At 70.8% G+C, this 25571-nt stretch carries 20 protein-coding genes; 5 read left to right on the top strand and 15 right to left on the bottom strand.

The window, feature by feature from the left end; translation table 11 throughout:
- Position 1: 1 nt before the first annotated feature.
- The 3 genes from ABD784_RS01595 to ABD784_RS01585 form a co-directional block, all read right to left on the bottom strand.
- On the bottom strand, positions 2-598 hold the full coding sequence (locus ABD784_RS01595; protein WP_344878979.1) for an HIT family protein: 597 nt from the start codon (positions 596-598) through the stop codon (positions 2-4).
- Positions 599-600: 2 nt separating this feature from the next.
- Positions 601-2619, bottom strand: a complete 2019-nt coding sequence (thrS, locus tag ABD784_RS01590; RefSeq protein WP_344881234.1) for a threonine--tRNA ligase — start codon at positions 2617-2619, stop codon at positions 601-603.
- 215 nt (positions 2620-2834) lie between these two features.
- Complete coding sequence (locus ABD784_RS01585; RefSeq protein WP_344878976.1) at positions 2835-3818, bottom strand: heme o synthase; 984 nt, start codon at positions 3816-3818, stop codon at positions 2835-2837.
- 298 nt (positions 3819-4116) lie between these two features.
- Here ABD784_RS01585 and tkt point away from each other — a divergent pair, with 298 nt between their 5' ends.
- The 5 genes from tkt to ABD784_RS01560 all read left to right on the top strand — a co-directional run bounded on the left by tkt (position 4117) and on the right by ABD784_RS01560 (position 11675).
- A complete protein-coding gene (gene tkt, locus ABD784_RS01580; RefSeq protein WP_344878973.1) occupies positions 4117-6231 on the top strand; it encodes a transketolase in 2115 nt (704 codons plus the stop codon).
- Between the two features lie 32 nt (positions 6232-6263).
- A complete protein-coding gene (gene tal / locus ABD784_RS01575; RefSeq protein ID WP_344878970.1) occupies positions 6264-7376 on the top strand; it encodes a transaldolase in 1113 nt (370 codons plus the stop codon).
- Positions 7377-7378: 2 nt separating this feature from the next.
- Complete coding sequence (locus tag ABD784_RS01570; RefSeq protein ID WP_344878967.1) at positions 7379-9010, top strand: glucose-6-phosphate isomerase; 1632 nt, start codon at positions 7379-7381, stop codon at positions 9008-9010.
- Positions 9011-9201: 191 nt separating this feature from the next.
- Positions 9202-10737 (top strand): glucose-6-phosphate dehydrogenase, encoded by a 1536-nt coding sequence (zwf, locus tag ABD784_RS01565; RefSeq protein ID WP_344878964.1) that lies wholly within the window; start codon positions 9202-9204, stop codon positions 10735-10737.
- The gene (locus ABD784_RS01560; protein ID WP_344878961.1) at positions 10734-11675 is read left to right on the top strand and encodes a glucose-6-phosphate dehydrogenase assembly protein OpcA; all 942 of its coding nucleotides are present in this window, start codon (positions 10734-10736) and stop codon (positions 11673-11675) included. The genes zwf and ABD784_RS01560 overlap by 4 nt, the downstream gene beginning before the upstream one ends.
- A gap of 94 nt (positions 11676-11769) precedes the next feature.
- Here the strand turns inward: ABD784_RS01560 and secG are convergent, their stop codons facing one another.
- From secG to ABD784_RS01500, 12 genes are all read right to left on the bottom strand, one after another.
- A complete protein-coding gene (gene secG, locus ABD784_RS01555) occupies positions 11770-12021 on the bottom strand; it encodes a preprotein translocase subunit SecG (RefSeq protein WP_344878958.1) in 252 nt (83 codons plus the stop codon).
- A gap of 30 nt (positions 12022-12051) precedes the next feature.
- Complete coding sequence (tpiA, locus tag ABD784_RS01550; protein WP_344878955.1) at positions 12052-12867, bottom strand: triose-phosphate isomerase; 816 nt, start codon at positions 12865-12867, stop codon at positions 12052-12054.
- Positions 12867-14096, bottom strand: coding sequence for a phosphoglycerate kinase (locus ABD784_RS01545; protein ID WP_344878952.1), 1230 nt, complete (start codon positions 14094-14096; stop codon positions 12867-12869). Before ABD784_RS01545 ends, tpiA begins: the two co-directional genes overlap by 1 nt.
- A 24-nt stretch (positions 14097-14120) precedes the next feature.
- Positions 14121-15134 carry a type I glyceraldehyde-3-phosphate dehydrogenase gene (gene gap / locus ABD784_RS01540; RefSeq protein ID WP_344878949.1) on the bottom strand — a complete coding sequence of 338 codons (1014 nt, stop codon included), beginning with the start codon at positions 15132-15134 and terminating at the stop codon, positions 14121-14123.
- 398 nt (positions 15135-15532) lie between these two features.
- Positions 15533-16513, bottom strand: a complete 981-nt coding sequence (gene whiA / locus ABD784_RS01535; protein WP_344878946.1) for a DNA-binding protein WhiA — start codon at positions 16511-16513, stop codon at positions 15533-15535.
- A 2-nt stretch (positions 16514-16515) separates the two neighbouring features.
- A complete protein-coding gene (locus ABD784_RS01530) occupies positions 16516-17565 on the bottom strand; it encodes a gluconeogenesis factor YvcK family protein (protein WP_344878943.1) in 1050 nt (349 codons plus the stop codon).
- A 3-nt stretch (positions 17566-17568) separates the two neighbouring features.
- Positions 17569-18456, bottom strand: coding sequence for an RNase adapter RapZ (rapZ, locus tag ABD784_RS01525; RefSeq protein ID WP_344878940.1), 888 nt, complete (start codon positions 18454-18456; stop codon positions 17569-17571).
- Between the two features lie 93 nt (positions 18457-18549).
- Positions 18550-20595 (bottom strand): excinuclease ABC subunit UvrC, encoded by a 2046-nt coding sequence (gene uvrC, locus ABD784_RS01520; protein ID WP_344878937.1) that lies wholly within the window; start codon positions 20593-20595, stop codon positions 18550-18552.
- Between the two features lie 38 nt (positions 20596-20633).
- Positions 20634-21302 carry a lysophospholipid acyltransferase family protein gene (locus tag ABD784_RS01515; RefSeq protein WP_344878934.1) on the bottom strand — a complete coding sequence of 223 codons (669 nt, stop codon included), beginning with the start codon at positions 21300-21302 and terminating at the stop codon, positions 20634-20636.
- Positions 21302-22078, bottom strand: coding sequence for an HAD hydrolase-like protein (locus ABD784_RS01510; RefSeq protein WP_344878931.1), 777 nt, complete (start codon positions 22076-22078; stop codon positions 21302-21304). The genes ABD784_RS01515 and ABD784_RS01510 overlap by 1 nt, the downstream gene beginning before the upstream one ends.
- A 105-nt stretch (positions 22079-22183) precedes the next feature.
- On the bottom strand, positions 22184-25078 hold the full coding sequence (uvrA, locus tag ABD784_RS01505) for an excinuclease ABC subunit UvrA (protein WP_344878928.1): 2895 nt from the start codon (positions 25076-25078) through the stop codon (positions 22184-22186).
- A gap of 106 nt (positions 25079-25184) precedes the next feature.
- The gene (locus ABD784_RS01500; protein WP_344878925.1) at positions 25185-25553 is read right to left on the bottom strand and encodes a GntR family transcriptional regulator; all 369 of its coding nucleotides are present in this window, start codon (positions 25551-25553) and stop codon (positions 25185-25187) included.
- Positions 25554-25571 lie beyond the last annotated feature (18 nt).

Raw genomic sequence — 25571 nt, 5'->3', positions numbered from 1 at the left:
GTCAGACGGTGTCCCACGCGCCGGCGATCTGCTCGCGCACGTCGGCCAGCGTCGCCGGGATGGCCTTGGTCTGCGCGATGATCGGGAAGAAGTTCCCGTCGCCGCCCCAGCGCGGCACGATGTGCTGGTGCAGGTGCGCGGCGATGCCCGCCCCGCCGGTGGTGCCCTGGTTCATCCCGAGGTTGAAGCCGGACGGGTTGGCGGTCCGGCGCAGGACGCGCATCGCGTGCTGGCTGAGGGCCGCGATCTCGGCGGTCTCCTCCACCGTGACGTCCGTGTAGTTGGGGACATGGCGGTACGGGCAGACGAGCAGGTGCCCCGGGTTGTAGGGGAACAGGTTCAGGACCACGAACGCCGTCTCGCCGCGGTGGACGATCAGCGACTCCTCGTCGCTGCGCTCGGGCGCTCGGCAGAACGGGCACGAGTGCTCGTCGGTGACCTGCTGCTGCCCGGCCTTGATGTACGCCATGCGGTAGGGCGTCCACAGCCGCTGGAACGAGTCCGGCACCCCGGGCAGCTCGAAGTCGTCCGTGGCCTCGGCGTCGCCGTCGGCCCCGGTGGCGCCCTCCGGCCGGGGCCCCGACGGTGCACCCGCCACCGCTACGCCTCCCTGGCGTCGATCGCCGCCACGATGCGCTCCACGGCCTCGTCCACGGGGATCCCGTTGTCCTGGCTGCCGTCGCGGAACCTGAAGGACACCGCTCCGGCCTCCGCGTCCTCGCCGCCGGCGATGAGCGTGAACGGGATCTTCTCCTTGGAGGCGTTGCGGATCTTCTTCGGGAACCGGTCGGACCCCAGATCCGACTCCGCGCGGACGCCGCGGGCGCGCAGCCTGGCGACGACGTCGTCTACGTACTCGTTGAACGTCTCGGCCACCGGGATGGCCCGGACCTGCACGGGCGCGAGCCACGCCGGGAACGCCCCGGCGTAGTGCTCGGTCAGGACACCCATGAAGCGCTCGATCGAGCCGAACAGGGCGCGGTGGATCATGACCGGGCGCTGGCGCGAGCCGTCGGCGGCCTGGTACTCCAGCTCGAAGCGCTCGGGCAGGTTGAAGTCCAGCTGGATCGTCGACATCTGCCAGGTCCGGCCGATCGCGTCGCGGGCCTGGACCGAGATCTTGGGGCCGTAGAACGCGGCTCCGCCCGGATCCGGCACCAGCTCGAGCCCGGAGGCCTCCGCGACCTCCTCGAGGGTGCGCGTGGCCTCGTCCCAGACCTCGTCGGAGCCGACGTACTTCTCCGGGTCCTTGGTCGAGAGCTCCAGGTAGAAGTCGTCCAGCCCGTAGTCCTTGAGCAGCCCGAGGACGAAGTTGAGCGTGGTGGTCAGCTCGTCCTTCATCTGCTCGCGGGTGCAGTAGATGTGGGCGTCGTCCTGGGTCATGCCGCGGACGCGGGTGAGCCCGTGGACCACGCCGGACTTCTCGTAACGGTAGACCTGCCCGAACTCGAACAGCCGCAGGGGCAGCTCGCGGTAGGAGCGGCCCCGCGAACGGAAGATCAGGTTGTGCATCGGGCAGTTCATCGGCTTCAGGTAGTAGTCCTGGCCGGGCTTGACGATCTCGCCGTTCTCGTCGCGGGTCTCGTCCACGTGCATCGGCGGGAACATGCCGTCCCGGTACCAGTCCAGGTGCCCGGAGACCTCGTACAGGTGCCCCTTGGTGATGTGCGGGGTGTAGACGAACTCGTACCCGGCCTCGGTGTGCCGCTGGCGCGAGTAGTCCTCCATCGCCTTGCGGATGATGCCGCCCTTGGGGTGGAACACCGGCAGGCCCGAGCCGAGCTCGTCCGGGAAGGAGAACAGGTCCAGCTCGGAGCCGAGCTTGCGGTGGTCGCGCCGCTCGGCCTCGGCGAGGCGCTCCTGGTACGCCTTGAGCGCCTCCTTGGTCGGCCACGCCGTGCCGTAGATGCGCTGGAGCTGCTTGTTCTTCTCGTTGCCGAGCCAGTAGGCGGCGGCCGTCCGGGTCAGCGCGAAGGCATTGGAGATCAGCTTGGTGGTCGGCAGGTGCGGGCCGCGGCAGAGGTCGCACCAGACGGTGTCGCCGGACTTGCGGTCCACGTTGTCGTAGATCGTGATCTCGCCGGCGCCGACCTCGACGTTCACGCCCTCGCCCGCCTCGTCCGCCTCCGCGGACTTGTCCAGCAGCGCGAGCTTGTACGGCTCGTCGGCCATGGCGGCGCGGGCCTCGTCCTCGGTGACCACGCGGCGCTCGAACCGCTGGCTCTGGTTGACGATCTTGAGCATCATCTTCTCGAGGGTCTTCAGGTCCTCGGGGGTGAACGGCTCCTCGACGTCGAAGTCGAAGTAGAACCCGTCCTTGATGTAGGGGCCGATGCCGAGCTTGGCGTCCGGCCGGAGCTGCTGGACCGCCTGGGCCATGACGTGCGCCGTCGAGTGGCGCAGCACGTCCAGCCCGTCCGGTGAGTCGATCGTGACCGGCTCGACGACGCTGCCGGCCTCGAGCTCGCGGTCCAGGTCGCGGAGCACGCCGTCGACCCGCATCACCACCACGTCCTTGGCGTCGCGGAAGAGCTCCGTGCCGGTGGTCCCGGCCGTCACCTCGCTCTGCTCGCCGTCGACGGTTACGGTGATCTGCTCTGACACGATCGGTCTCCTCATTTCGTTGTGGGGCTTCATGACTTGTGGCGTACGGGGACCACAGCCAGCCGCCGTTCAGCCTATCGGAGTGCTCGGCGGCCGACCAACCAGAACGGGCCGGCGCGGCGGCCGCCGCCACCCGTCGGCTGCGGCGGCCTTAAACACGTACGACGACGTCGCCGGGCGGCGTCGTCGTCGTACCAGGCGCTCGGCCCGCCGGACTCGAGCGGGCGGGTTCAGCCGAAGAGCGGCTGGCCCACGAACGGGTCGATGGCCAGGGCCACGAACACGATCGTCAGGTACGTGATGGAGATGTGGAAGACCTTCATGGCCTTGCGGTTCATGTCCGCCGGATCGTGCTCGCGGCGGGCCTCGCGGTAGAGCACGTGGGACTCGTAGACGAACCAGGCGCCGGAGACCGCGGCCAGCACCGTGTAGACGATGCCCGCGTACCCCATCGGGGCCAGCAGCAGGGAGCAGGCCACGGTGGCCCAGGCGTATAGCACCACCTGGATGGAGACCGTCCGGGCGCCGGCGATGGCGCCCAGCATCGGGATGCGGGCCGCGAGGTAGTCCTCGGAGTACTTCATGGACAGCGGCCAGTAGTGCGGCGGGGTCCAGAGGAAGATGAGCAGGAAGAGGATCAGGACCGGCCACTCGAGGGTGTTGGTCACGGCGGCCCAGGCGATCGGGACCGGCATGCAGCCGGCGATCCCGCCCCAGACGATGTTCTGCGAGGTGCGGCGCTTGAGGATCAGCGTGTAGAAGACCACGTAGAGCAGGATCGCGGCGACGCCCAGGACGGCCGTGAGCAGGTTGGCCCCGGCCCAGAGGACCGCGATCGAGGAGACGGCCAGCAGCCACGAGAAGACGAGCGCCTCACGCGGGGTGACGTCGCCGGTGACCAGGGGGCGGCCCTGGGTGCGGCGCATCAGCCGGTCCGCCTCGCGGTCGATGTAGCAGTTGAAGGAGCCGGAGGCACCCGCCGCCATGGCGCCGCCCACCAGCGTGGCGATCACGAGCCAGACGTCCGGGAAGCCGCGCTCGGCGAAGATCATCGTCGGCAGCGTGGTCACCAGCAGCAGCTCGATGACGCGCGGCTTGGTCAGCGCCACATAGGCACCGGCCTTCCGGCCCACGAACGCGCCGAGCGGCTCGCCGGGTTGACGCCGCGCCCGGCCCACGGGAGAGACGTCGCTGACAACGGACTTCACGGACATGCCACTCAGTTCTATGCAGGGAAACGGACAGACAGGCCCATCATACCCTTTTACAACGTGTAGAAAACGGTGGTGCGGGTGTGACGTGCGGGCCCCCGCCCGGACCGCGGCGCTTCGCCCTCAGCTGATCCGCAGAATCATGCGCAGTCACATGCCCCCGCAGCGGGCCTCTTCCGGCTATGGTGGGGAGCGAAAAGCGCCGGAGCCAATGACGGCCCCTTTGTTGTGGGCGGGCGATACCGAGTCGCCGTGAGTTCTCCGGCGTTCGAGCCTGACCCCTTCAAGAGAGGACCACAACGTGGCGCCACAGTCGGAAGTTATCGAATTGACTTGGACGCAGACGGACAAGCGTGCCGTCGACACCATCCGCGTCTTGGCGGCCGATGCAGTGGAGAAGGTGGGAAGCGGGCATCCCGGCACCGCCATGAGCCTCGCTCCGGCCGCCTACCTGCTCTTCCAGAAGCACATGCGCCATGATCCGACTGATCCCGAGTGGGTCGGGCGCGACCGCTTCATCCTCTCCCCCGGGCACACCTCGCTGACCCTGTACCTGCAGCTCTTCCTCTCCGGCTACGGACTCGAGCTCGAGGACATCGAGGCACTGCGCACCTGGGGCTCCAAGACGCCCGGGCACCCCGAGTACGGGCACACCGCCGGCGTGGAGATCACCACGGGCCCGCTCGGCCAGGGCCTCGCCTCGGCCGTCGGCTTCGCCTACGCGCAGCGCCGCATGCGCGGCCTCCTCGACCCCGAGGCGGCGCCGGGCACGAGCCCCTTCGACCACACCGTGTGGGTCATCGCCTCCGACGGCGACCTGCAGGAGGGCGTCACCTCCGAGGCCTCGTCGCTCGCCGGCCACCAGGAGCTCGGCAACCTGGTGGTGATCTACGACGACAACAAGATCTCCATCGAGGACGACACCGACGTGGCGTTCACCGAGGACGTCCTGAAGCGGTACGAGGCCTACGGCTGGCACACCCAGCGCGTGGACTGGACCGAGACCGGCGAGTACGTCGAGGACGTCCCCGCCCTGGACGCGGCGATCCGCGCCGCCAAGGCCGAGACCGGCCGCCCGTCGCTCATCTCGCTGCGCACCATCATCGGCTACCCTGCGCCGACGAAGCAGAACACCGGCGGCATCCACGGGGCCAAGCTCGGCGGCGACGAACTCGCGGCCCTGAAGGAGATCGTCGGCTTCGACCCGGAGCAGCACTTCGCGATCGACGACGAGGTCCTCGCCCACACGCGCAGCGTCGCCGAGCGGGGCGCCGAGGCTCGCCGCGCCTGGGAGGACGAGTTCTCCGCATGGTCGCAGCGCAACCCCGAGGGCGCCGCACTCCTGGAGCGCATCGAGAAGCGGGAGCTCCCCGACGGCTGGGAGACCAGCCTGCCCGAGTTCCCGGCGGGCGAGACCATGGCGACGCGCTCCGCGTCGGGCAAGGTCATCAACGCCATCGCCGATGTGCTGCCCGAGCTGTGGGGCGGCTCCGCCGACCTCGCCGGCTCCAACAACACGACGATCGCGAACGCTAAGTCCTTCAACCCGGCGTCCCGCACCACCGACATGTGGACGGGCGAGCCCTACGGCCGCGTCCTGCACTTCGGCGTCCGCGAGCACGCCGCCGCGTCGATCGTCAACGGCATCACGCTGGCGTCGAAGACGCGCGCCTTCGCCGGCACGTTCCTGATCTTCTCCGACTACCAGCGCCCCGCCGTGCGCCTGGCGGCCCTGATGGGCGTGCCGTCCATCTTCGTGTGGACGCACGACTCCATCGGCCTGGGCGAGGACGGCCCCACGCACCAGCCGATCGAGCAGCTGGCGTCGCTGCGCGCCATCCCGAATCTGGACGTCGTCCGGCCGGCGGACGCCAACGAGGTCGCGTGGTCCTGGAAGACCATCCTGGAGAACCACGAGAATCCGGCCGGCCTGGTGCTGACGCGCCAGAACCTGCCGGTCTACGATCGCTCGGCCCCGGGCTTCGGCGCCGCGTCCGGCGTGGAGAAGGGCGCGTACGTGCTCGCCGAGGCGCTCGACGCCGACGGCGAGGCGACGACTCCGGACGTGCTCCTGCTGGCCACCGGCTCCGAGGTGGAACTGGCCGTGGGCGCCCGTGAGCAGCTGGCCGCGGCCGGCGTCGCGGCGCGCGTGGTGTCCATCCCGTGCCTGGAGTGGTTCCAGAAGCAGGACGCCGGCTACCGCGAGTCGGTGCTGCCGGCAGCCGTCAGGGCCCGCGTCTCCGTGGAGGCGGGCGTGGCCCTGGGGTGGCGCGAGCTCGTCGGCGACGCCGGCCGCATCGTGTCCCTGGACCACTTCGGCGCGTCCGCCGACTACAAGACGCTCTACCGCGAGTTCGGGCTGACGGCGGAGGCCGTCGCCGACGCCGCTCGCGAGTCGATCGCCGCTGCCCAGTAATCCGTCCCGCGAAGCAGATTAAGGATTCACCCATGAGCAACCCGAACACCGCCGCCCTCTCCAAGGCCGGCGTCTCCCTCTGGCTCGACGACCTGTCCCGCGACCGGCTGAACAACGGCTCGCTGAAGGCCCTGATCGAGGAGAAGAACGTGGTCGGCGTGACCACCAACCCCTCGATCTTCGCCGCCGCCGTGAAGAACGGGGACGCCGCCTACGCGGAGCAGGTCAAGGAGCTGGCCGCCGCCGGCGCCGACGTCGAGGCCGCCGTCTTCGAGATCACCACGGCGGACGTCGCCGCCGCGTGCGACCTCTTCTCCGGGGTGTACGCCGAGTCGAACGGCTACGACGGCCGGGTCTCCCTCGAGGTCGACCCGCGCATGGCCGCCGACACCGCCGCGACCGCCGAGGAGGCCAAGCGCCTCCACGACAAGGTCGGCCGCGACAACGTCATGATCAAGATCCCGGCGACCGTGGAGGGCCTGGAGGCCATCACGGCGACCCTGGCCGAGGGCATCAGCGTCAACGTGACCCTGATCTTCGCCCTGGACCGCTACCGCGCCGTCGTGAACGCGTTCATGGAGGGCCTGGAGCAGGCCCGCGAGAACGGGCACGACCTGAGCCGCATCCACTCCGTGGCGTCCTTCTTCGTGTCCCGCGTGGACTCCGAGGTGGACAAGCGCCTCGAGGCGATCGGCACCGAGGAGGCCGCGGCGCTCAAGGGCCGCGCCGGGCTGGCCAACGCCCGTCTGGCGTACCAGGTCTACGAGGAGCTGTTCTCCACGGAGCGCTGGGGCTCGCTCGAGGCCGCCGGAGCCAACCGCCAGCGCCCGCTGTGGGCCTCGACCGGTGTCAAGGACCCGAACCTCCCCGACACGCTCTACGTCACCGGCCTCGTGGCCGAGGGCGTGGTGAACACCATGCCGGAGAAGACCCTCGACGCCACGGCCGACCACGCCGACGTCACCGGCGACACCGTCACCGGGACGTACACCGAGGCGAACGAGGTCCTCGACCAGCTCGCCGCACTCGGCGTGAGCTACAACGACGTCGTGGCGCTGCTCGAGCGGGAGGGCGTCTCGAAGTTCGAGGACGCCTGGGCCGAGCTGCTCGAGGACGTGCGCATCGCCCTCGAGGAAGCGCGGTAGGCATGAGCTCCTTCGATCTCCTCGCCACCGGGGCGGCCCGCGAGGCCGTCTCCGCGCACGTCGAGCAGCTCGTCGCCGATCGGGTCGCCTCGAGGCTGTTCGACCATGACGCGACCCTCTGGGGGCCGGACGCGGAATCCGAGGCCTCGATCCGGCTCGGGTGGGTGGACCTCTTCGCCGCCTCCCGCGAGCTCGTCGACCCCGTCGTCGCCCTGCGCGACGAACTGCGCTCCGAGGGCGTCACCCGCGTGGTGCTGGCCGGGATGGGCGGTTCCTCGCTCGCCCCGGAGGTCATCACGGCGACGGCCGGCGTCGAGCTCGTGGTCCTGGACAGCACGGACCCCGAGATGGTCTCGGCCGCCCTGGCCGACCGGCTCGAGGAGTCCGTCCTCGTCGTCTCCTCGAAGTCCGGCTCGACGGTCGAGACGGACTCGCAGCGCCGGGTCTTCGAGGGCGCGTTCACCCGCGCCGGACTCGACGCCGCGAGCCGCATCGTCGTCGTCACCGACCCGGGATCGCCCATGGACGAGTCGGCCCGCGCGGCCGGCTACCGGGCCGTCTTCAACGCCGACCCGAACGTCGGCGGCCGGTACTCGGCGCTGACCGCGTTCGGGCTCGTCCCCTCGGGGCTCGCCGGTGTGGACATCGCGGCTCTCCTCGACGAGGCCGAGGAGGCCGCCGAGTTCCTGCGGGAGGACGACCCGGACAACGCCGGACTGGTCCTCGGCGCCGCCCTCGGCGGCACCCGTCCCCTGCGCGACAAGATCGTCTTCGTCGACGAGGGCTCCGGCATCGTGGGCTTCGCCGACTGGGCCGAGCAGCTGATCGCCGAGTCGACCGGCAAGAACGGGACGGGGCTGCTGCCCGTCGTCGTCGAGCCGGGCGCACCGGAACTGTCGTCCGGCGCGCAGGACGTGCTGGTGGTGCGGCTCGGCTCGCCCGACGCCGACGTCGAGACCGGCGCCGACGCCGGGACGGACGCACCCGAGGTCCGTGTGGCGGGCTCGCTGGGCAGTCAGCTGATCGTCTGGGAAGTCGCTACCGTGGTCGCCGGCCGGCTGCTGGGGATCAACCCCTTCGACCAGCCGGACGTCGAGGCGGCGAAGAAGGCGGCGCGTGGCCTGTTGGACGAGCGGCCGGAGCCCGCTCCGGCGGACCTGGTCGACGGCGGCGTCGAACTGCGCGGCACGGCCGGGCTGCTCGACGGCGTGGAGGACCTGCCCGGTGCCCTGCGACGGCTCCTGGCGGATCTCCCGGCGGACGGCTATCTGAGCGTCCAGGCGTACCTGGACCGGGTCGGGATCCCCGACCTCTCGCGCGTGCGCGGCGAGCTGGCCGCGGCGGCCGGCCGCCCGGTGACGTTCGGCTGGGGGCCGCGGTTCCTGCACTCGACGGGCCAGTTCCACAAGGGCGGTCCCGCCGTCGGCGTGTTCCTGCAGGTCACTGCGGCCTCGGAGCGGGATCTCGAGATCCCGGACCGGCCGTTCTCCTTCGGCCAGCTCATCGAGGCCCAGGCCGCCGGCGACGCCGCGGTGCTCGCGGAACAGGGCCGCCCGGTCCTGCGCCTGCACCTCGCCGACCGCACGACGGCGTTGCAGCAGCTCCGCGACGCGGTCGCCTCGCTGTCCGCCTGACGGCGCCGACCTGACCGTCCGGCGGCTCGGGCCGGAGGGCCGGTCGGCGGCGTCGTGGACCCGACGCCGCCGGCCGGCCCAGCCCGCACGCCCACCCCGTACTCCCCCGCGGCCGCTGCGCGACCGCCCTTCCGCTTCCGTCCACGGATTGAACGGGGCCTTCCCTCGGGCCCCCTACAGGAAAGCACTCCATGCCACACTCCAGTCCCAATCCCCTGCGGGACCGCCGCGACCGCCGGCTCAGCCGGATCGCGAGTCCGTCCGCGCTGGTGTTCTTCGGCGTCACGGGCGACCTCGCCCGCAAGAAGCTCCTGCCCGCCGTCTACGACCTCGCCAACCGCGGCCTGCTCCCGCCGTCGTTCGCCGTCGTCGGCTTCGGCCGGCGCCCCTGGAGCGACGAGGAGTTCGTCGCGGAGGTCCGCGGCTGGGTCCAGGCGAACGCCCGGACCGAGTTCGACGAGACGGTCTGGCAGCAGCTCGCGGGCGGCTTCCGCTTCGTCACCGGCGGGTTCGACGACGACGACGCCTTCATCCAGCTGGGCGAGACGCTCGACGAGCTCGAGCGGAGCCGCGGGACCCGCGGCAACCACGCGTTCTACCTCTCCATCCCGCCGAACTCGTTCGAGCAGGTGTGCGAGCAGCTCTCCCGCCACGGCCTGGCGACCGCCGAGGAGGAGAAGGCCTGGCGCCGCGTGGTGATCGAGAAGCCCTTCGGGCACGACCTCCAGTCCGCCCGCGAGCTCAATGCGATCGTCGAGAACGTCTTCCCGCCGGACGCCGTCTTCCGGATCGACCACTACCTGGGCAAGGAGACGGTCCAGAACCTGCTGGCGCTCCGGTTCGCCAACCAGCTCTTCGAGCCGATCTGGAACGCCAACCACGTGGACCACGTGCAGATCACCATGGCCGAGGACATCGGCATCGGCGGCCGCGCGAGCTACTACGACGGCGTCGGTGCGGCCCGCGACGTCATCCAGAACCACCTGCTCCAGCTCCTGGCCCTGACGGCGATGGAGGAGCCGATCAGCTTCGACGCCGCGCATCTGCGCACGGAGAAGGAGAAGGTCCTGGCCGCCGTGCGGCTGCCGGAGGACCTCTCCACGGCGTCCGCCCGGGGCCAGTACACCAGTGGCCTGCAGGGCGGCGAGGAGGTGGTCGGGTTCCTCGACGAGGAGGGCTTCAACCCCGCCTCGAAGACGGAGACGTACGCCGCGTTGCGGCTCGACATCAACACGCGCCGGTGGGCCGGCGTCCCGTTCTACCTCCGGGCCGGGAAGCGTCTCGGCCGCCGCGTCACCGAGATCGCGGTGGTCTTCAAGCGCGCGCCCAATCTGCTCTTCCGGGACAACACCGAGGCCGACTTCGGGCAGAACGCCGTCGTCATCCGCGTCCAGCCCGACGAGGGCGCGACGATCCGCTTCGGCTCCAAGGTCCCCGGAACCCAGATGGAGGTCCGAGACGTGACCATGGACTTCGGGTACGGCCACTCCTTCACGGAGTCCAGCCCGGAGGCCTACGAGCGGCTCATCCTCGACGTGCTCCTCGGCGAGCCGCCGCTGTTCCCCCGGCACGAGGAGGTCGAGCTGTCCTGGAAGATCCTCGACCCGTTCGAGGAGTACTGGGCGTCGCTCGACGAGCAGCCCGAACCGTACGCGCCGGGCAGCTGGGGCCCCGCCGGCGCCGACGAACTGTTGGCACGCGATGGAAGGAGCTGGAGGCGCCCATGATCGTCGACCTGCCGGAGACCACGACCTCGCTCGTGGCCAAGAAGATCCAGAAGCTGCGCGAGACGGGCGGCGTCGTCGCCCTCTCCCGGGTCCTGACGCTCGTCGTCATCACCCAGCACGGACACGAGGAGGATGCCATCGCGGCGGCGAATCTCGCCTCGCGCGAGCACCCCTGCCGCATCATCGTCGTCGTCGAGGGCTCGGGCGACGAGCCGACGCGGCTCGACGCCCAGATCCGCGTCGGCGGGGACGCGGGCGCCTCCGAGGTGATCGTCCTGACGACGCACGGCGCCCTGGCGGAGCCGGACGAGTCCCTGATCTCGGGGCTGCTCCTGCCGGACGCCCCGATCGTCGCCTGGTGGCCCCACACCATGCCCGAGAACGCAGGCGAGACGCCCATCGGGCGGCTCGCGCACCGGCGCATCACCGACTCGCAGGCGGCCCCGGACCCGCGCGAGGCCCTGTTCAGGATCGCCCGCACCTACCGGGCCGGCGACACCGATCTGGCCTGGACGCGGCTCACCCTCTGGCGTGCCCAGCTCGCCTCCGTGCTGGACCAGGTGGACCCGGCCTCCGTCACGGACGTGACGGTCAAGGGCGCCAAGGACTCGCCCAGCACGGACCTGCTCGCCGCCTGGCTGACGCTGGCGCTCGGTGTTCCCGTCACCATCGGCTCGACGACCTCCGGCACGGGGGTCCGCAGCGTCCGGCTCTCGCGGGTCGACGGCGACGTGGTGCTCACCCGCCCGCACGGCCACGTGGCGGAGCTGTACCAGCAGGACCAGCAGGTCCAGCGGATCTCCATGCCGCGCCGGCCGCTCTCCGACTGCCTGGCGGAGGAGCTGCGCCGCCTGGATCCGGACGAGGTGTTCGGCGAGGTGGTCCGGCAGGGACTCCCCCGCACGAATCTGCAGAGCGTCACCACCAGCGAGCGCTGAGGCGCCGCAGACACCGGAAGGCCGGCCCCCGCATGGCGCGGGGGCCGGCCTTCCGGTGTCTGGGCCTCGCGTCCCGTCGAGCGGGACGGAGCGGTCAGGACTCGGCGCTGAAGCGCATGATCAGGCCGAGCGCGATAACGATCCCGCCCCAGGCCAGACCCATGCCGACCGTGAGCCGGTTCAGGTTCCGCTCGGCGACGCCGGACGAGTTCAGGTTGCTCGTCATGCCACCGCCGAACATGTCGGACATGCCGCCGCCGCGACCCTTGTGCAGGAGCACGAGCAGGATGAGCAGGAGGCTGGTGAGCCCGAGCAGGACCTGCAGGATGATCTTGAGGACGTCCACATCGGCCTTTCGGTAGTGGTCGCGTCGCGCCTAGTCGGTCACGAGGTGATGTTCGAACCGGACAATGTTAGCAAATTCACCGGCGTCCAGGCTGGCACCGCCGACGAGCACCCCGTCGACGTCGCGTTCGCGGAGGATCGACGCGGCATTCGCCGCCTTGACCGAGCCGCCGTAGAGCAGCCGGACCTTGGACGCCGTGTCGGCGTCGTACAGCTTCTCGATCTCGGCGCGGAGGGCGGCGCACATCTCCTGCGCGTCCTCCGGGCCTGCGACCTCGCCGGTGCCGATGGCCCAGACGGGCTCGTAGGCGACGACGAGCTCGGCGGCCTTCTCCGCGTCCAGCCCGTCGAGGTCGGCGCGCAGCTGCTCGAGCGTGTGCTCGACGTGCGTGCCGGCCTGACGGACCTCGAGGCCCTCGCCGACGCAGAGCACCGGGACCAGACCGTGACGGTAGGCGGCGTCGACCTTGCTGCGCAGCAGCTCGTCCGACTCCTGGTGCACCGTGCGGCGCTCCGAGTGCCCGACGAGCACGTAGGTGCAGCCCAGCCGGTCGAGGAACTGGCCGGAGATGTCGCCGGTGTATGCGCCGGAGTCGTTCGGCGACAGGTCCTGGCCGCCGTAGACGATCTCCAGATCGTCGCCGGCGATCAGCGTCTGCACGCCGCGGATGTCCGTGAAGGGCGGGAAGACCGCTACCTCGACCCGCTCGTAGTCGTGCTTGTTGTCGTCCAGCGTCCAGGCGAGCTTCTGGAGGAGCGTGATGCCCTGGACATGGTCCATGTTCATCTTCCAGTTGCCCGCGATGAGCGGACGGCGGACGTACTTGCCGTTGGTGCTGACAGTCATCACTGTCCTTCCAGGGCCGTCAGGCCCGGCAGTTCTTTGCCCTCGAGGTACTCGAGGCTGGCGCCGCCACCGGTGGAGATGTGGCCGAAGTCGTCCTCGTCGAAGCCGAGGCTGCGGACGGCCGAGGCCGAATCGCCGCCGCCGACCACGCTGAACGCCTCCGAGTCGGCGAGGGCCTGGGCCACCGTGCGGGTTCCGCCGGCGAAGGCCTCGATCTCGAACACGCCCATCGGCCCGTTCCAGAAGACCGTGTTGGCGCTGCGGATGAAGCTGGCGAAGCGCTCGGCGGACTCGGGGCCGATGTCCAGGCCGAGCCCGGTGGCGCCGAAGCGTCCCGACTCGAGCCCGTCGGCCGCGAGCACCTCGTGCTCCGCGTCCTCGCCGAACTTGCTGGCCATCACGATGTCCGTCGGCAGCACGATCTCGCAGCCGAGCTCCTTCGCCTTCCCGAGGTAGCCGCGGACGACGTCCAGCTGGTCCTCCTCGAGGAGGCTGCCGCCGACCGGGTGCCCGAGGGCCTTCAGGAAGGTGAACACCATGCCGCCTCCGATGAGCAGGTGGTCCGCCCGGCCCAGCAGGTTCTCGATCACGGCGAGCTTGTCGGAGACCTTGGAGCCGCCGAGGACGACGACGTAGGGCCGTTTGGGCGCCTCGGTCAGCGTCTTCAGGACCTCGACCTCCGTCCGCACCAGCTCGCCCTGGTAGGCGGGCAGCAGATCGGCGATGTCGAACACGGAGGCGTGCTTGCGGTGGACGGCGCCGAAGGCGTCGTTCACGTACGCGCCGTTCTCGCCGGTCAGCGCCTTCAGCTCACCGGCGAACTCCTGCCGCTCGGCCTCGTCCTTGCTGGTCTCGCGAGGATCGAAGCGGACGTTCTCGAGGATCAGCGCCTCGCCGTCGGCCAGCGCGCCCGCCTGGGCGCGCGCGTCCTCGCCGACCACATCGGTGGCGGTCCGCACCGGGAAGCCGGCGAGCTCGCGCAGGCGGTCCGCCGCCGGGGCGATCGAGTACTTCGGGTCCACGCTCCCCTTCGGCCGACCGAGGTGGGCCATGACGATGACTCGCGCGCCGGCGTCGACCAGCTGCGTGAGGACGGGCAGGGAGGCGCGGATGCGGCCGTCGTCGGTCACGGTGGAACCGTCGAGCGGCACGTTCAGGTCGCTCCGGACCAGAACGTGCCGCCCGCGGACACCATCAGCGATCAGCTCGTTGAGAGTGTGAGAAGTCATGGTGTCAGGCTATCCGATCGCTGCTCAGCGACCGAGCTTGCCGCCCACGAACTCGGTCAGGTCGACGAGGCGGTTCGAGTAGCCCCACTCGTTGTCGTACCAGGCCAGGACCTTGACGGTGTTGCCGATGACCTTGGTCAGCGGGGCGTCGAAGATCGCGGAGTGCGGGTCCGTGACGATGTCGGAGGAGACGATGGGCTCCTCGCTGTACTTCAGGTAGCCCTGCAGCGAGCCGGACTCGGCGGCCTTGGCGAACGCTGCGTTGACCTCCTCGACCGAGGTCTCGCGGGAGACCGTGACCGTCAGGTCGGTCAGGGAGCCGGTCGGGGTCGGGACGCGCACGGCGAAGCCGTCCAGCTTGCCCTTCAGCTCCGGCAGGACCAGGCCGATCGCCTTGGCGGCACCGGTCGACGTCGGCACCATGTTCAGGGCTGCGGCACGGGCACGGCGCGGATCCTTGTGCGGGCCGTCCTGCAGGTTCTGGTCGGCCGTGTAGGCGTGGACCGTCGTCATCAGGCCCTCGACGATGCCGAACTCGTCGTTCAGCACCTTGGCCACGGGGCCGAGGCAGTTGGTGGTGCAGGACGCGTTGGAGATGATGCTGTGCGCCTCGGCGTCGTACTTGTCCTGGTTGACGCCCATGACGATCGTGATGTCGTCGTCGGTCGCCGGTGCGGAGATGATGACCTTCTTCGCGCCGCCCGCGATGTGCTTCTTGGCGCCCTCGGCCTTGGTGAAGAATCCGGTGGACTCGACGACGATGTCCACGCCCAGGTCGCCCCACGGGAGATCGGACGGCTCGCGTTCGGAGAGGACCTTGATGGTCTTGCCGGCGATCTTGAGGCTGTCGCCCTCGACGACGACCTCGCCGGGGAAGCGGCCGAGGACCGAGTCGAGCTTGAGCAGGTTGGCGAGCGTCTCGATGTCGCCGAGGTCGTTGACCGCCACGATCTCGAAGTTGGCCTCCGCTGCGAAAGCGGCACGCAGGAAGTTGCGTCCGATGCGTCCAAAGCCGTTGATGCCTACACGAGTAGTCACGTGATATCTCCTTGCCGGAATGTGCGGCCACCACGGACCCGCTCGGAAGCGGTCGGAGTGGCCTGCTGACAGATTGGACACTCCGTTGTGCCGCCAGCTGGGCTGGCTGGGCGGTCGACGTGCGACCGGTTCCCTTGAGGTCACACTGTACGCCATTGCGGCACAATTGTGACCTACGCTACAGGTGCGGTTGATGTTCCGCAGCTGCCGGCGCATCGCTCTTGATGCAGCCGCGCGGCGTGGGACGAGAGGTGCTGGCGTACCAGCGATGCGCCGAACTGGAGAGGCTCGCGCTACTTCCGAGCCTAGCGCATGGGCAGGCCCCACCCCAGCAGTGCTACGTTCCCGCGACGCCGAGTCAGCTCACGGTGAACGCGCAGCCAGGGTCCGGGCGCGGCTCAGTTGTCCATGAACTCGGCGGCGACGCCCTCCTCCGTGCTGGGGATGCCCAGCTCGGAGGCGCGCTTGTCAGCCATGGCCAGCAGGCGCCGGATGCGGCCGGCGATCGCGTCCTTGGTCATCTGCGGCTCGGCCAGCCGGCCGAGCTCGTCGAGGCTGGCCTGTTTGTGCGCCACGCGGAGCATGCCGGCGTAGCGCAGGTGCTCCGGGACGTCGTCGCCGAGGATCTCGAGGGCGCGCTCGACGCGGGCGCCGGCGGCCACGGCGGCCTGGGCCGAGCGGCGGAGGTTCGCGTCGTCGAAGTTCGCGAGCCGGTTGGCGGTGGCGCGCACCTCCTTGCGCATGCGCCGCTCCTCCCAGGCCAGGAGGGTCTCGTGGGCTCCCATGCGGGTGAGCAGGGCGGCGATGCTGTCGCCGTCGCGGATGACCACGCGGTCCACCCCGCGGACCTCGCGGGCCTTGGCGACGATGCCCAGCCGCCGCGCGGAGCCGACGAGGGCCAGCGCCGCCTCGGGGCCGGGGCAGGTGATCTCCAGGGCCGAGGAGCGGCCCGGCTCGGTCAGCGAGCCGTGCGCCAGGAAGGCGCCGCGCCAGACGGCCTCGGCGTCCGCCGTCGAGCCGTTGACGATGACCGAGGGCAGGCCGCGGACCGGGCGCCCGCGGCCGTCGAGCAGGCCCGTCTGGCGGGCGAGCGCCTCGCCCTCGCGGACCACGCGCACCACGTAGCGGCTGCCGCGGCGCAGGCCCCCGCCGGAGACCACGATGATCTCCGCCTGGTGGCCGTAGACCTCGGCGATGTACTTGCGGATGCGGCGGGCGGAGGCCGCCAGGTCGAGCTCGGCCTCGATGACGATCCGCCCGGAGATGATGTGGAGCCCGCCGGCGAAGCGCAGGGTCGCGGAGACCTCGGCCTTGCGCTCGGACGACTTCTTGATGTCGAGCCGGGCGAGCTCATCTTTGACCGATGCGGTCAATGCCATGGCTAGGAAACCTCACTCGCTGAATCTGGGCTGCTGAACGTCGTGAACACGTCATGGTACGCGTTGGCGAGCCGCAGGGGGGAATGCACCGGGCGGCCCGGCGACGCCCCCACCTTATCGAAGAAGACGACGGCGCCGAGCTCTCCCGCGGCCTCCCTGAAGGCGTCCCGGTCCCCGACGGCGGAGGGGTCCGCGACGACGGCGTCGAAGCGCAGGTCGGGCGCGTGACGGCGCAGCACGCGGAGGTGATCCGGTGCGGAGAGGCCCGTGGTCTCGCGGGTCTGCGTGGTGAGATTCATGGTCAGCAGCCGCCGCGCGGGGGTCGTCTCGAGGGCCTGGCGGGCCTCCGGCAGGAGGAGGTGCGGCAGCACGGAGGTGTACCAGGACCCGGGCCCGAGGATCACCCAGTCGGCGAGCTCGATGGCCTCGAGCGCCTCCGGGCAGCCGGGGGCGTCGGCCGGCTCCAGCTCGACCGACTCGATCATGCCGATGCGGCTCGCCTCCGCGAGGTTCGCCTGCCCGGAGACGGTCCGGGCGACCAGCCCGCCGTCGTCGCCCTGGGCCAGGACGCTGCCGCGGATGTGCAGGGGCGTGCCGCTCATGGGGAGGACGGTCCCCCGGGCGCCGAGGAGCGCCCCCGCCCAGCGGAGTCCGTCCACGGTGTTGCCCAGCAGCTCCCAGAGCGTGACGATCAGCAGATTGCCCATCGCGTGGTTCTCCAGCGAGCTGGGCACGTCGCCGTGGCCCTTGAAGCGGTGCTGCATGACATCCCGCCAGGTGCGTCCCCAGTCGGAGTCGTCGCACAGGGCCGCCAGCGCCATGCGCAGGTCGCCCGGCGGCAGCACGTCGTACTCGGCGCGGAGGCGGCCGGAGGAGCCGCCGTCGTCCGCGACCGTGACGATCGCCGTGAGATCGGTGGTGAGGCGGCGCAGCGCCGCGAGCGAGGCCGAGAGCCCGTGACCGCCGCCGAGGGCCGCGACGCGCACCCGCGGGGAGTCCGACGGGGCGGTGCGCGGCGGGACCAGCGGGATCTGGCCGGTGAACATGGTCATGCGCTACTCCCGGCCCAGGTCCCGGTGATTGACCCGGACGGTCACGCTCGGGACCTGGCCGAGCCGGTGCGCCAACTCCTCGACGACGGCGACGGAGCGGTGCTTGCCGCCGGTGCAGCCCAGGGCGATGGTGGCATAGTGCTTGTTCTCGCGGCGGTAGCCCTCGATCACGGGCTTGAGCGCCTCCACGTAGCTCGCCACGAACTGCTCGACGCCCTCCGCCCCGAGCACGTAGTCCCGCACGGGCGACTCCTGCCCGGTGTGCGGGCGCAGCTCCGGCACCCAGTGCGGATTGGGGATGAAGCGCACGTCCGCCACGAAGTTCGCGTCCGCCGGCAGACCGTACTTGAAGCCGAAGCTCATGAGGTTCAGGCGGACCACGATCGGCCCGTCCTCGCTGAAGAGCTCGGTGATCTCGGTGGCCAGCGTGTGGATGTTCCGGTCCGTGGTGTCCAGCACGATCTCGGCCTTGGCCCGCAGCGGCTCGAGCAGCTCGCGCTCGGCGCGGATTCCGTCGAGCAGGCTGCCCTCCCCCTGGAGCGGGTGCGGCCGGCGCCCCTGCTCGAAGCGGCGCACCAGGGCGTCGTCGTCCGCGTCGACGAACAGCAGCCGGTAGACCACGCCCGCGGCCGTGAGCTCGCCCAGGGCGTCGCTCAGACGCGGGAAGAAGGAGTGGCTGCGCACGTCGAGGACGACGCCGAGCTTGTGCAGGGTGCCCCGCTCGCCGAGGTCGGTGAGCATCCGCAGCATCTGCGGCGGGAGGTTCTCCACCACGTACCACCCGTGGTCCTCGAGGGCGTGCGCGACGGTCGTCCGGCCGGCGCCGGACATGCCGGTGATCACCAGCAGCTCCGTCTCCTCGGGTTTCACGGCTTCCAGATCGGTAGTCATACCCGTCAGTCTATGGCCCGCGCGAGCCGGGTCCCCAGCCCCGCGGCCGACGGTCGGCTGTGGATCCGCCGTCAGTCCCCTGCCAGGGGGCTGTCAGCCCGAGGCGTCCCGGTCGCCCGGCGCCGGGTCGGCCCGCACGGGCACCGTGGCGGGCCCCGTGGCGGGCTCCGCGGACGGCGCCGAGGCCGCGGACAAGGAGCCGTCCACCTCGGGGGCGGATTCCGCCGCGGCCGCGGGGACGGTGGAGAGCGTCCGGGTCAGCGCGTCCGCCAGGGACGGGCCGATGCCGGGCACGGCCAGGAAGTCCTCGCGAGAGGCCGCGCGCATGCGCTTCAGCGATCCGAAGTGCTTCAGGACCGCGGTCCGCTTCGCCGGACCGAGGCCGGGCACGTCGTCGAGGACGCTGGCGACCATCGACTGGGAGCGCTTCTTGCGGTGGAACGTGATCGCGAAGCGGTGGGCCTCGTCTCGCACGCGCTGCAGGAGGTAGAGGGCCTGGGAGGCGCGGGGCAGGATGACGGGGAACTCGTCGTCGGGCAGCCAGACCTCCTCGAGGCGCTTCGCGAGGCCGACGACGTAGACGTCGTCGATGCCGAGGTCGACCAGCGCGCGGCTCGCAGCGGCGACCTGGGGCGGGCCGCCGTCGACCACGACCAGGGACGGCGGGTACGCGAACTTCTTGAGCCCGGAGTCGTCGTCGGCCGCGACCTCGCCGGAGACGACCGGGGTCGCGTTGGTCTGCTCCTCGAGGTAGCGCCGGAAGCGCCGGGTGATCACGTCGTACATGGCCGAGGTGTCGTCGCGCGCGGCCTCCCCCGTGATGGAGAACTTGCGGTAGTCGGACTTCTTCGGCAGCCCGTCCTCGACGACCACCATGGACGCGACCACGTTGGTGCCGCCGACGTGGGAGATGTCGTAGCACTCGATCCGCATCAGGGGGGTCGGGACGCCGAGGGTCTCCTGCAGCTCCTGGAGGGCGGCGGACCGGGTGGTGATGTCGCCGGCGCGCCGGGACTTGTGCAGTCGCAGGGCCTGCTCGGCGTTCTCCCGGACGGTCTCCATCAGGGTCGCCTTCTCGCCCCGACGGGGCACCCGGAGGTTCACGGCGGCCCCGCGGAGCGCCTTCAGCCACTCGCCGAGCTGCGCGGAGTCGTCGGGCTCGACGGGAACGAGGATCTCCCGCGGCAGGCGGTCACCGCCGGCGTCGGCCCCGTAGACCTGCTGGAGCAGATGGGTGACGAACTCGCCGGGCGTGGAGTCCTCGACCTTCTCGACGACCCAGCCGCGCTGGCCGCGGATCCGGCCGTTGCGGACGTGGAAGACCTGGACGGCGGCCTCGAGCTCGTCCTCGGCGAGGGCGAAGATGTCCGCCTCCGTGTCCTCGGCGAGGACGACGGCGTTGCGCTCGAAGACCCGCTTGAGGGCCTCGACGTCGTCACGCAGCCGAGCGGCCCGCTCGTACTCCATCGCGGCCGCGGCCTCGCCCATCTGCCGCTCGAGTGACCGGATGAACTTGGTGCCCTCGCCGCCCATGAACTGGCAGAGCTCGGCGGCGAGCTCGCGGTGGTCCTCGGGGCTGATGCGCCCGACGCACGGGGCGGCGCACTTGTCGATGTAGCCGAGCAGGCAGGGCCGGCCGGTCTGCTCGGCCCGGCGGAAGACGCCGGCGCTGCACGTACGGACCGGGAAGACGCGCAGGAGCGTGTCCAGCGTCTCGCGGATCGCACGGGCCGGGTAGAACGGGCCGAAGTACTTGACGTCCTTGCGCCGGTCGCCGCGCATGACCTGGGCCCGGGGGTACTTCTCCCCCATCGTGACGGCCAGATAGGGGTAGGACTTGTCGTCGCGGAAGACGATGTTGAACCGGGGCGTGAACTCCTTGATCCAGGTGTACTCGAGCTGGAGCGCCTCGAGCTCGCTGCCGACGACGGTCCACTCGACGCTCGAGGCGGTGTGGACCATGGCGTGGGTCTTGGGGCCGAGCTGGCCCGGGTTCACGAAATAGGAGCTCAGTCGCGAGCGCAGGTTCTTGGCCTTGCCGACGTAGACCACGCGCCCGCTGGGGTCGCGGAACCGGTAGACGCCGGGCCGAGTCGGGATGTCCTGGGTGCGCGGACGGTAGCTCTGCGGATCAGCCATGCAGTCGTCCTCCCCTGGGTGTCGGTGCGGCACTGCTCCTAGGTGCCGGTGGGTGCCTGATTGTACCGATCGCTGCGCTCCTGGCCGCTGAGCTCGGCGATGGCGTCGACGATCCGGTCCGTCGCCTGGCGGCGGGCCGGCAGCGGATGCTTCGCCCCGAGGTGCTCGAAGCGCAGGGGCTCGCCGATCTTCATCGTGAAGTGCTGCGGCCGGACCCGGTTGGAGCCGGCGGGCTGCAGCTTCTCGGTGCCGATGAGGCCGACCGGAACGACCGGCGCCCCGGTGGTGAGGGCCAGCCAGCCGACGCCGGTGCGGCCGCGGTAGAGCAGCCCGTCGCGGGACCGGGTGCCCTCGGGGTAGATGCCGATGCCGCCGCCGTCCTCCAGGATCTCGACGAGCTTGTCCAGCGCGGCCACGGAGGCGGCCTGCTCCCCGCGCTCGACGGGGATCGAGCCGACCGACTCGAAGAAGGCCTTCATGACCCGGCCCTTGGCGCCCGGCGTCGTGAAGTACTCGGCTTTGGCGAAGAACGCCACGGGACGCGGCATGAGCGCCTGGATGATGACGCTGTCCAGGAACGAGAGGTGATTGGAGGCCGCGATGAACGGGCCCTCGGTGGGGACGTTCTCCAATCCGGTGACGGTGGGACGGCAGAGCGTCTTCACGCCGCCGCGGACCGTCGCCCGCACCCCCTTGAAGACATCCATCAGTGCGCCTCCTCGGAGCCGGTTCCGGCCACCGCCGGCGCCTCGTCGGCCTCGCCGTGGTCCGCGGGGTCGCCCAGATCCGGCAGCAGGCGGCCGAGTGCGGCGCGCAGGGCTCCGGCCTCGGACACGACGGCGTCGGCGTCGGCCGCGGCCAGCTCGCCCTCGGGCGCGTAGCCCCACTCCACACCGATGCAGGGCAGCCCGTGGGCGTGGGCGCCCTCGATGTCGAAGTAGCGGTCGCCGACCATGACGGCGCGGCGCCCGCGCTCCTCCGGCCCGACCTCGGCGAGACCGAGGGCGGCGAGGGCCTCCGCCACGATCGCGGCCTTGCCGGCGTGCGGCTTGGCCTCGTCCGGGTCGGCGCCGTGGACCGTCTCGAAGAGCCCGTCGAGGCCCTGGATGCGGAGGAGCCGGCGCGCCATGTCGACCGGCTTCGACGTGGCGACGGCGCGGGCGATCCCGCGGCGGCCGAGGTCCTCGAGGAGGTCGACGATCCCGGGGTACACGCGGCTGTCCGCCATGCCGTGCGCGAGGTAGCCGGCGCGGTAGTGATCGATGATGCTCTGGACGTCCTCCGGGCGGACGCCGGGCACGGCGGCGACGCTGGTCGCCAGCGGCGGGCCGATCATGGCGTCCAGGACCTGCTGCGAGGGCACGGGCACGCCATGCGCGGCCAGTGCCTCGGCGATGCCGTTGGTGATGGCACCCGCGGGGTCGACGAGCGTGCCGTCGAGATCGAAAACGACGGCGCTCCGGGCGGCGGGGGCGGGATTCATCACCGGGTTATTCTGCCATGCCACGGCGGGCCCCGGCGCCGTCCATGCCGGACACGGCATACGCGGTGCCACGACGCGGACCGGCGCCGGCGGCCGGCGCGGGCGTCAGGATCCGCCGCGGCCCTCCAGGATCTCGGCGAGGAACCGGCCGGTGTGGCTGGCCTCGACCATGGCGACCCGCTCGGGTGTGCCCTCGGCGATGACCTGCCCGCCGCCGGACCCTCCCTCCGGCCCGAGATCGATGACCCAGTCCGCGCTCTTGATGACGTCGAGGTTGTGCTCGATCGTGATCACGGTGTTGCCCTTGTCGACGAGGCTCTGCAGGACCTTCAGGAGCTTGCGGATGTCCTCGAAGTGCAGGCCCGTGGTCGGCTCGTCGAGCACGTAGACCGCGCGCCCGTTGCTGCGCTTCTGCAGCTCCGCGGCCAGCTTGACGCGCTGCGCCTCGCCACCCGAGAGCGTGGTGGCCGGCTGGCCGAGCCGGACGTACCCGAGGCCGACGTCGACGAGGGTGTTGAGGTAGCGGGCGATCGGGGGGAAGGCCTCGAAGAAGCCGGCTGCCTCCTCGATCGGCATGTCGAGGACTTCGGCGATGTTGCGGCCCTTGTAGTGGACCTCGAGCGTCTCCCGGTTGTAGCGCGCGCCCTGGCAGACCTCGCAGGGGACGTAGACGTCCGGGAGGAAGTTCATCTCGATCTTCAACGTGCCGTCGCCCGAGCATGCCTCGCAGCGGCCGCCCTTGACGTTGAAGGAGAAGCGGCCCGGCCCGTAGCCGCGCACCTTGGCCTCGTTGGTCTCGGCGAAGAGCTTGCGGATGCGGTCGAACACGCCCGTGTAGGTGGCCGGGTTGGAGCGCGGGGTCCGGCCGATCGGGCTCTGGTCCACGTGGATGACCTTGTCGAGCTGGTCGAGACCGTTGACCCTGCGGTGGCGGCCGGCCACCTGCTTGGACCCGTTGAGCTTGTTGGCCAGCACCTTGTAGAGGATGTCGTTGACGAGGGTCGACTTGCCGGACCCGGACACCCCGGTCACGGCGGTGAGGACGCCGAGCGGGAAGTCGACGGTGAGGTCCTGGAGGTTGTTCTCGCGCGCCCCGACGACGGTGACCTGGCGCTTCCGGTCCACGGGGCGCCGCTTCTGCGGGACGGCGAGCGACTTCCGGCCGGAGAGGTAGTCGCCCGTCAGGGACTCCGTGTTCTCGAGCAGCCCGGCCAACGGGCCGGAGTGCACCACCTGGCCGCCGTGCTCGCCGGCGCCGGGGCCGATGTCGACGATCCAGTCGGCCTCGGCGATCGTGTCCTCGTCGTGCTCGACGACGATCAGGGTGTTGCCGAGGTCGCGGAGCCGGGCCAGCGTCTCGATGAGCCGCCGGTTGTCGCGCTGGTGCAGGCCGATCGAGGGCTCGTCGAGCACGTAGAGGACGCCGACGAGCCCGGAGCCGATCTGCGTCGCCAGGCGGATCCGCTGGGCCTCGCCCCCGGAGAGGGTCGCGGCGGGCCGCTCGAGGTTGAGGTAGTCGAGCCCCACGTCGAGGAGGAACTGCAGGCGCGCGGCGATCTCCCGCAGGACCTGCTCCGCGATCTGCCGGTCGCGCTCGCTGAGGGTGAGCGTCTCCAGGAAGGCGGCCGCCTCGCGCATCGGCATCCGACACACGTCGGCGATCGAGTGCCCGTTGACGCGCACGGAGAGCGAGGCGGGGTTCAGCCGGGCGCCGTCGCACTCCGGGCACGGGGTCTGCCGCATGTACTGCTCGTACCGGTCGCGGGCGTGGTCGGACTCGGTCTCCTGGTGCTTGCGGTGGATGTACTGCACCACGCCCTCGAAGCCGGTGCTGTACTTGCGCTCGCGACCGAACCGGTTGCGGTACTGGACCACCACCTTGTGGTCCTTGCCGTGCAGCAGGGCATTCTTGATCTTGGCGGGCAAACGGTGCCACGGCTCGTCGAGGGAGAACTCGAGCTCGGCGGCGAGGCCCTCGATGAGGCGCTGCCAGTACTCGCTGGTCGCCTGGCCGAGCGACCAGGGGGCGATGGCGCCCTCGCGGATCGACTTGGCGTCGTCGGGCACCACGAGCTGCTCGTCGACCTCGAGCCGGCTGCCGATGCCGGAGCAGGCGGCGCAGGCCCCGAAGGGATTGTTGAAGGAGAAGGACCGCGGCTCGATCTCGTCGATGGCCAGCGGGTGCTCGTTGGGGCAGGCCAGGTTCTCGGAGAAGTTCCGGCGCCGCTCCTCCGTGTCCTCGGCGAGGTCGACGAAGTCCGCGACGACGCGCCCGTCCGCGAGATTCAGTGCTGTCTCCACGGAGTCCGTGAGCCGCTGGCGGATCCCGTCCTTGATGACCAGGCGGTCCACCACGACCTCGATCGTGTGCTTGACCTGCTTGGCGAGCTTGGGCGGGTCGTTGAGCTGGATGACGTCGCCGTCCACGATGGCGCGCGAGTAGCCCTTGGTGGAGAGCTCCTGGAACAGGTCGACGAACTCGCCCTTGCGCCCGCGCACCACCGGAGCGAGGACCTGGAAGCGCGTCCGCTCCTCGAGCTCCAGCAGCTGGTCGACGATCTGCTGCGGGGTCTGCTTGATGACCGGCTCGTTGCAGACGGGGCAGTACATGACGCCGACGCGTGCCCACAGCAGGCGCATGTAGTCGTAGATCTCGGTGATCGTGCCGACGGTCGAGCGCGGATTGCGGCTCGTCGACTTCTGGTCGATCGAGACCGCCGGCGAGAGCCCCTCGATGAAGTCGACGTCCGGCTTGTCCACCTGGCCCAGGAACATGCGCGCATAGGAGGACAGGGACTCGACATAGCGCCGCTGCCCCTCGGCGAAGATCGTGTCGAACGCGAGGGAGGACTTGCCGGATCCGGACAGGCCGGTGAAGACGATGAGCGAGTCGCGCGGGAGGTCCACGCTCACATTGCGCAGGTTGTGCTCCCGGGCTCCCTCGACGACGAGGCGGGACTGGTCGTTGACCTTGGTCAGAGTGTTTGCGTCGCTAGCCACAGGCACATCCTAATCGAAAGTTCATTCGAACCCCGTCGTGTTCGGTGTCCGTTCGCCCACGGCGTGGGCGCTGCCGGTCAGCGCCGCCGGTCGAGGGCGGCGCCGGTCAGCGCCGCCGGTCGAGGGCGGCGCGCAGGTAGTCCACGGCCGTGGCGTCGTCGTACCCCGTCTGCGCCACGACGTCGGCGAACCGGTCCGCCGCGGCCGCGAGCCGTGCGCGCTGGTCCCCCGCACCGGCCTGGACCACCGTGCCGGCGCGGCCGCGGGTGGCCACGACGCCGGCCGCCTCGAGTTCCTTGTAGGCGCGGGCCACGGTGTTGACGGCGACCCCGAGGTCACCGGCGAGAGCGCGCACGGGCGGCAGCCGCGTGCCGACCGGCAGGGTGCCGTCGTCGACCGCCGCCGCGACCCGGCGCCGGATCTCCTCGAAGGGGTGCTCGGGGCCGGTCAGCTTCAGGAATCCCAGGTCAGTCACGTCCCTAGCCAACTAGGC

The organism is Zhihengliuella alba (assembly GCF_039538765.1).
GTDB lineage: Bacteria > Actinomycetota > Actinomycetes > Actinomycetales > Micrococcaceae > Zhihengliuella > Zhihengliuella alba.
Note: the sequence above shows the minus strand (reverse complement) of the source record. Positions and strands in the feature narration are given on the sequence as shown.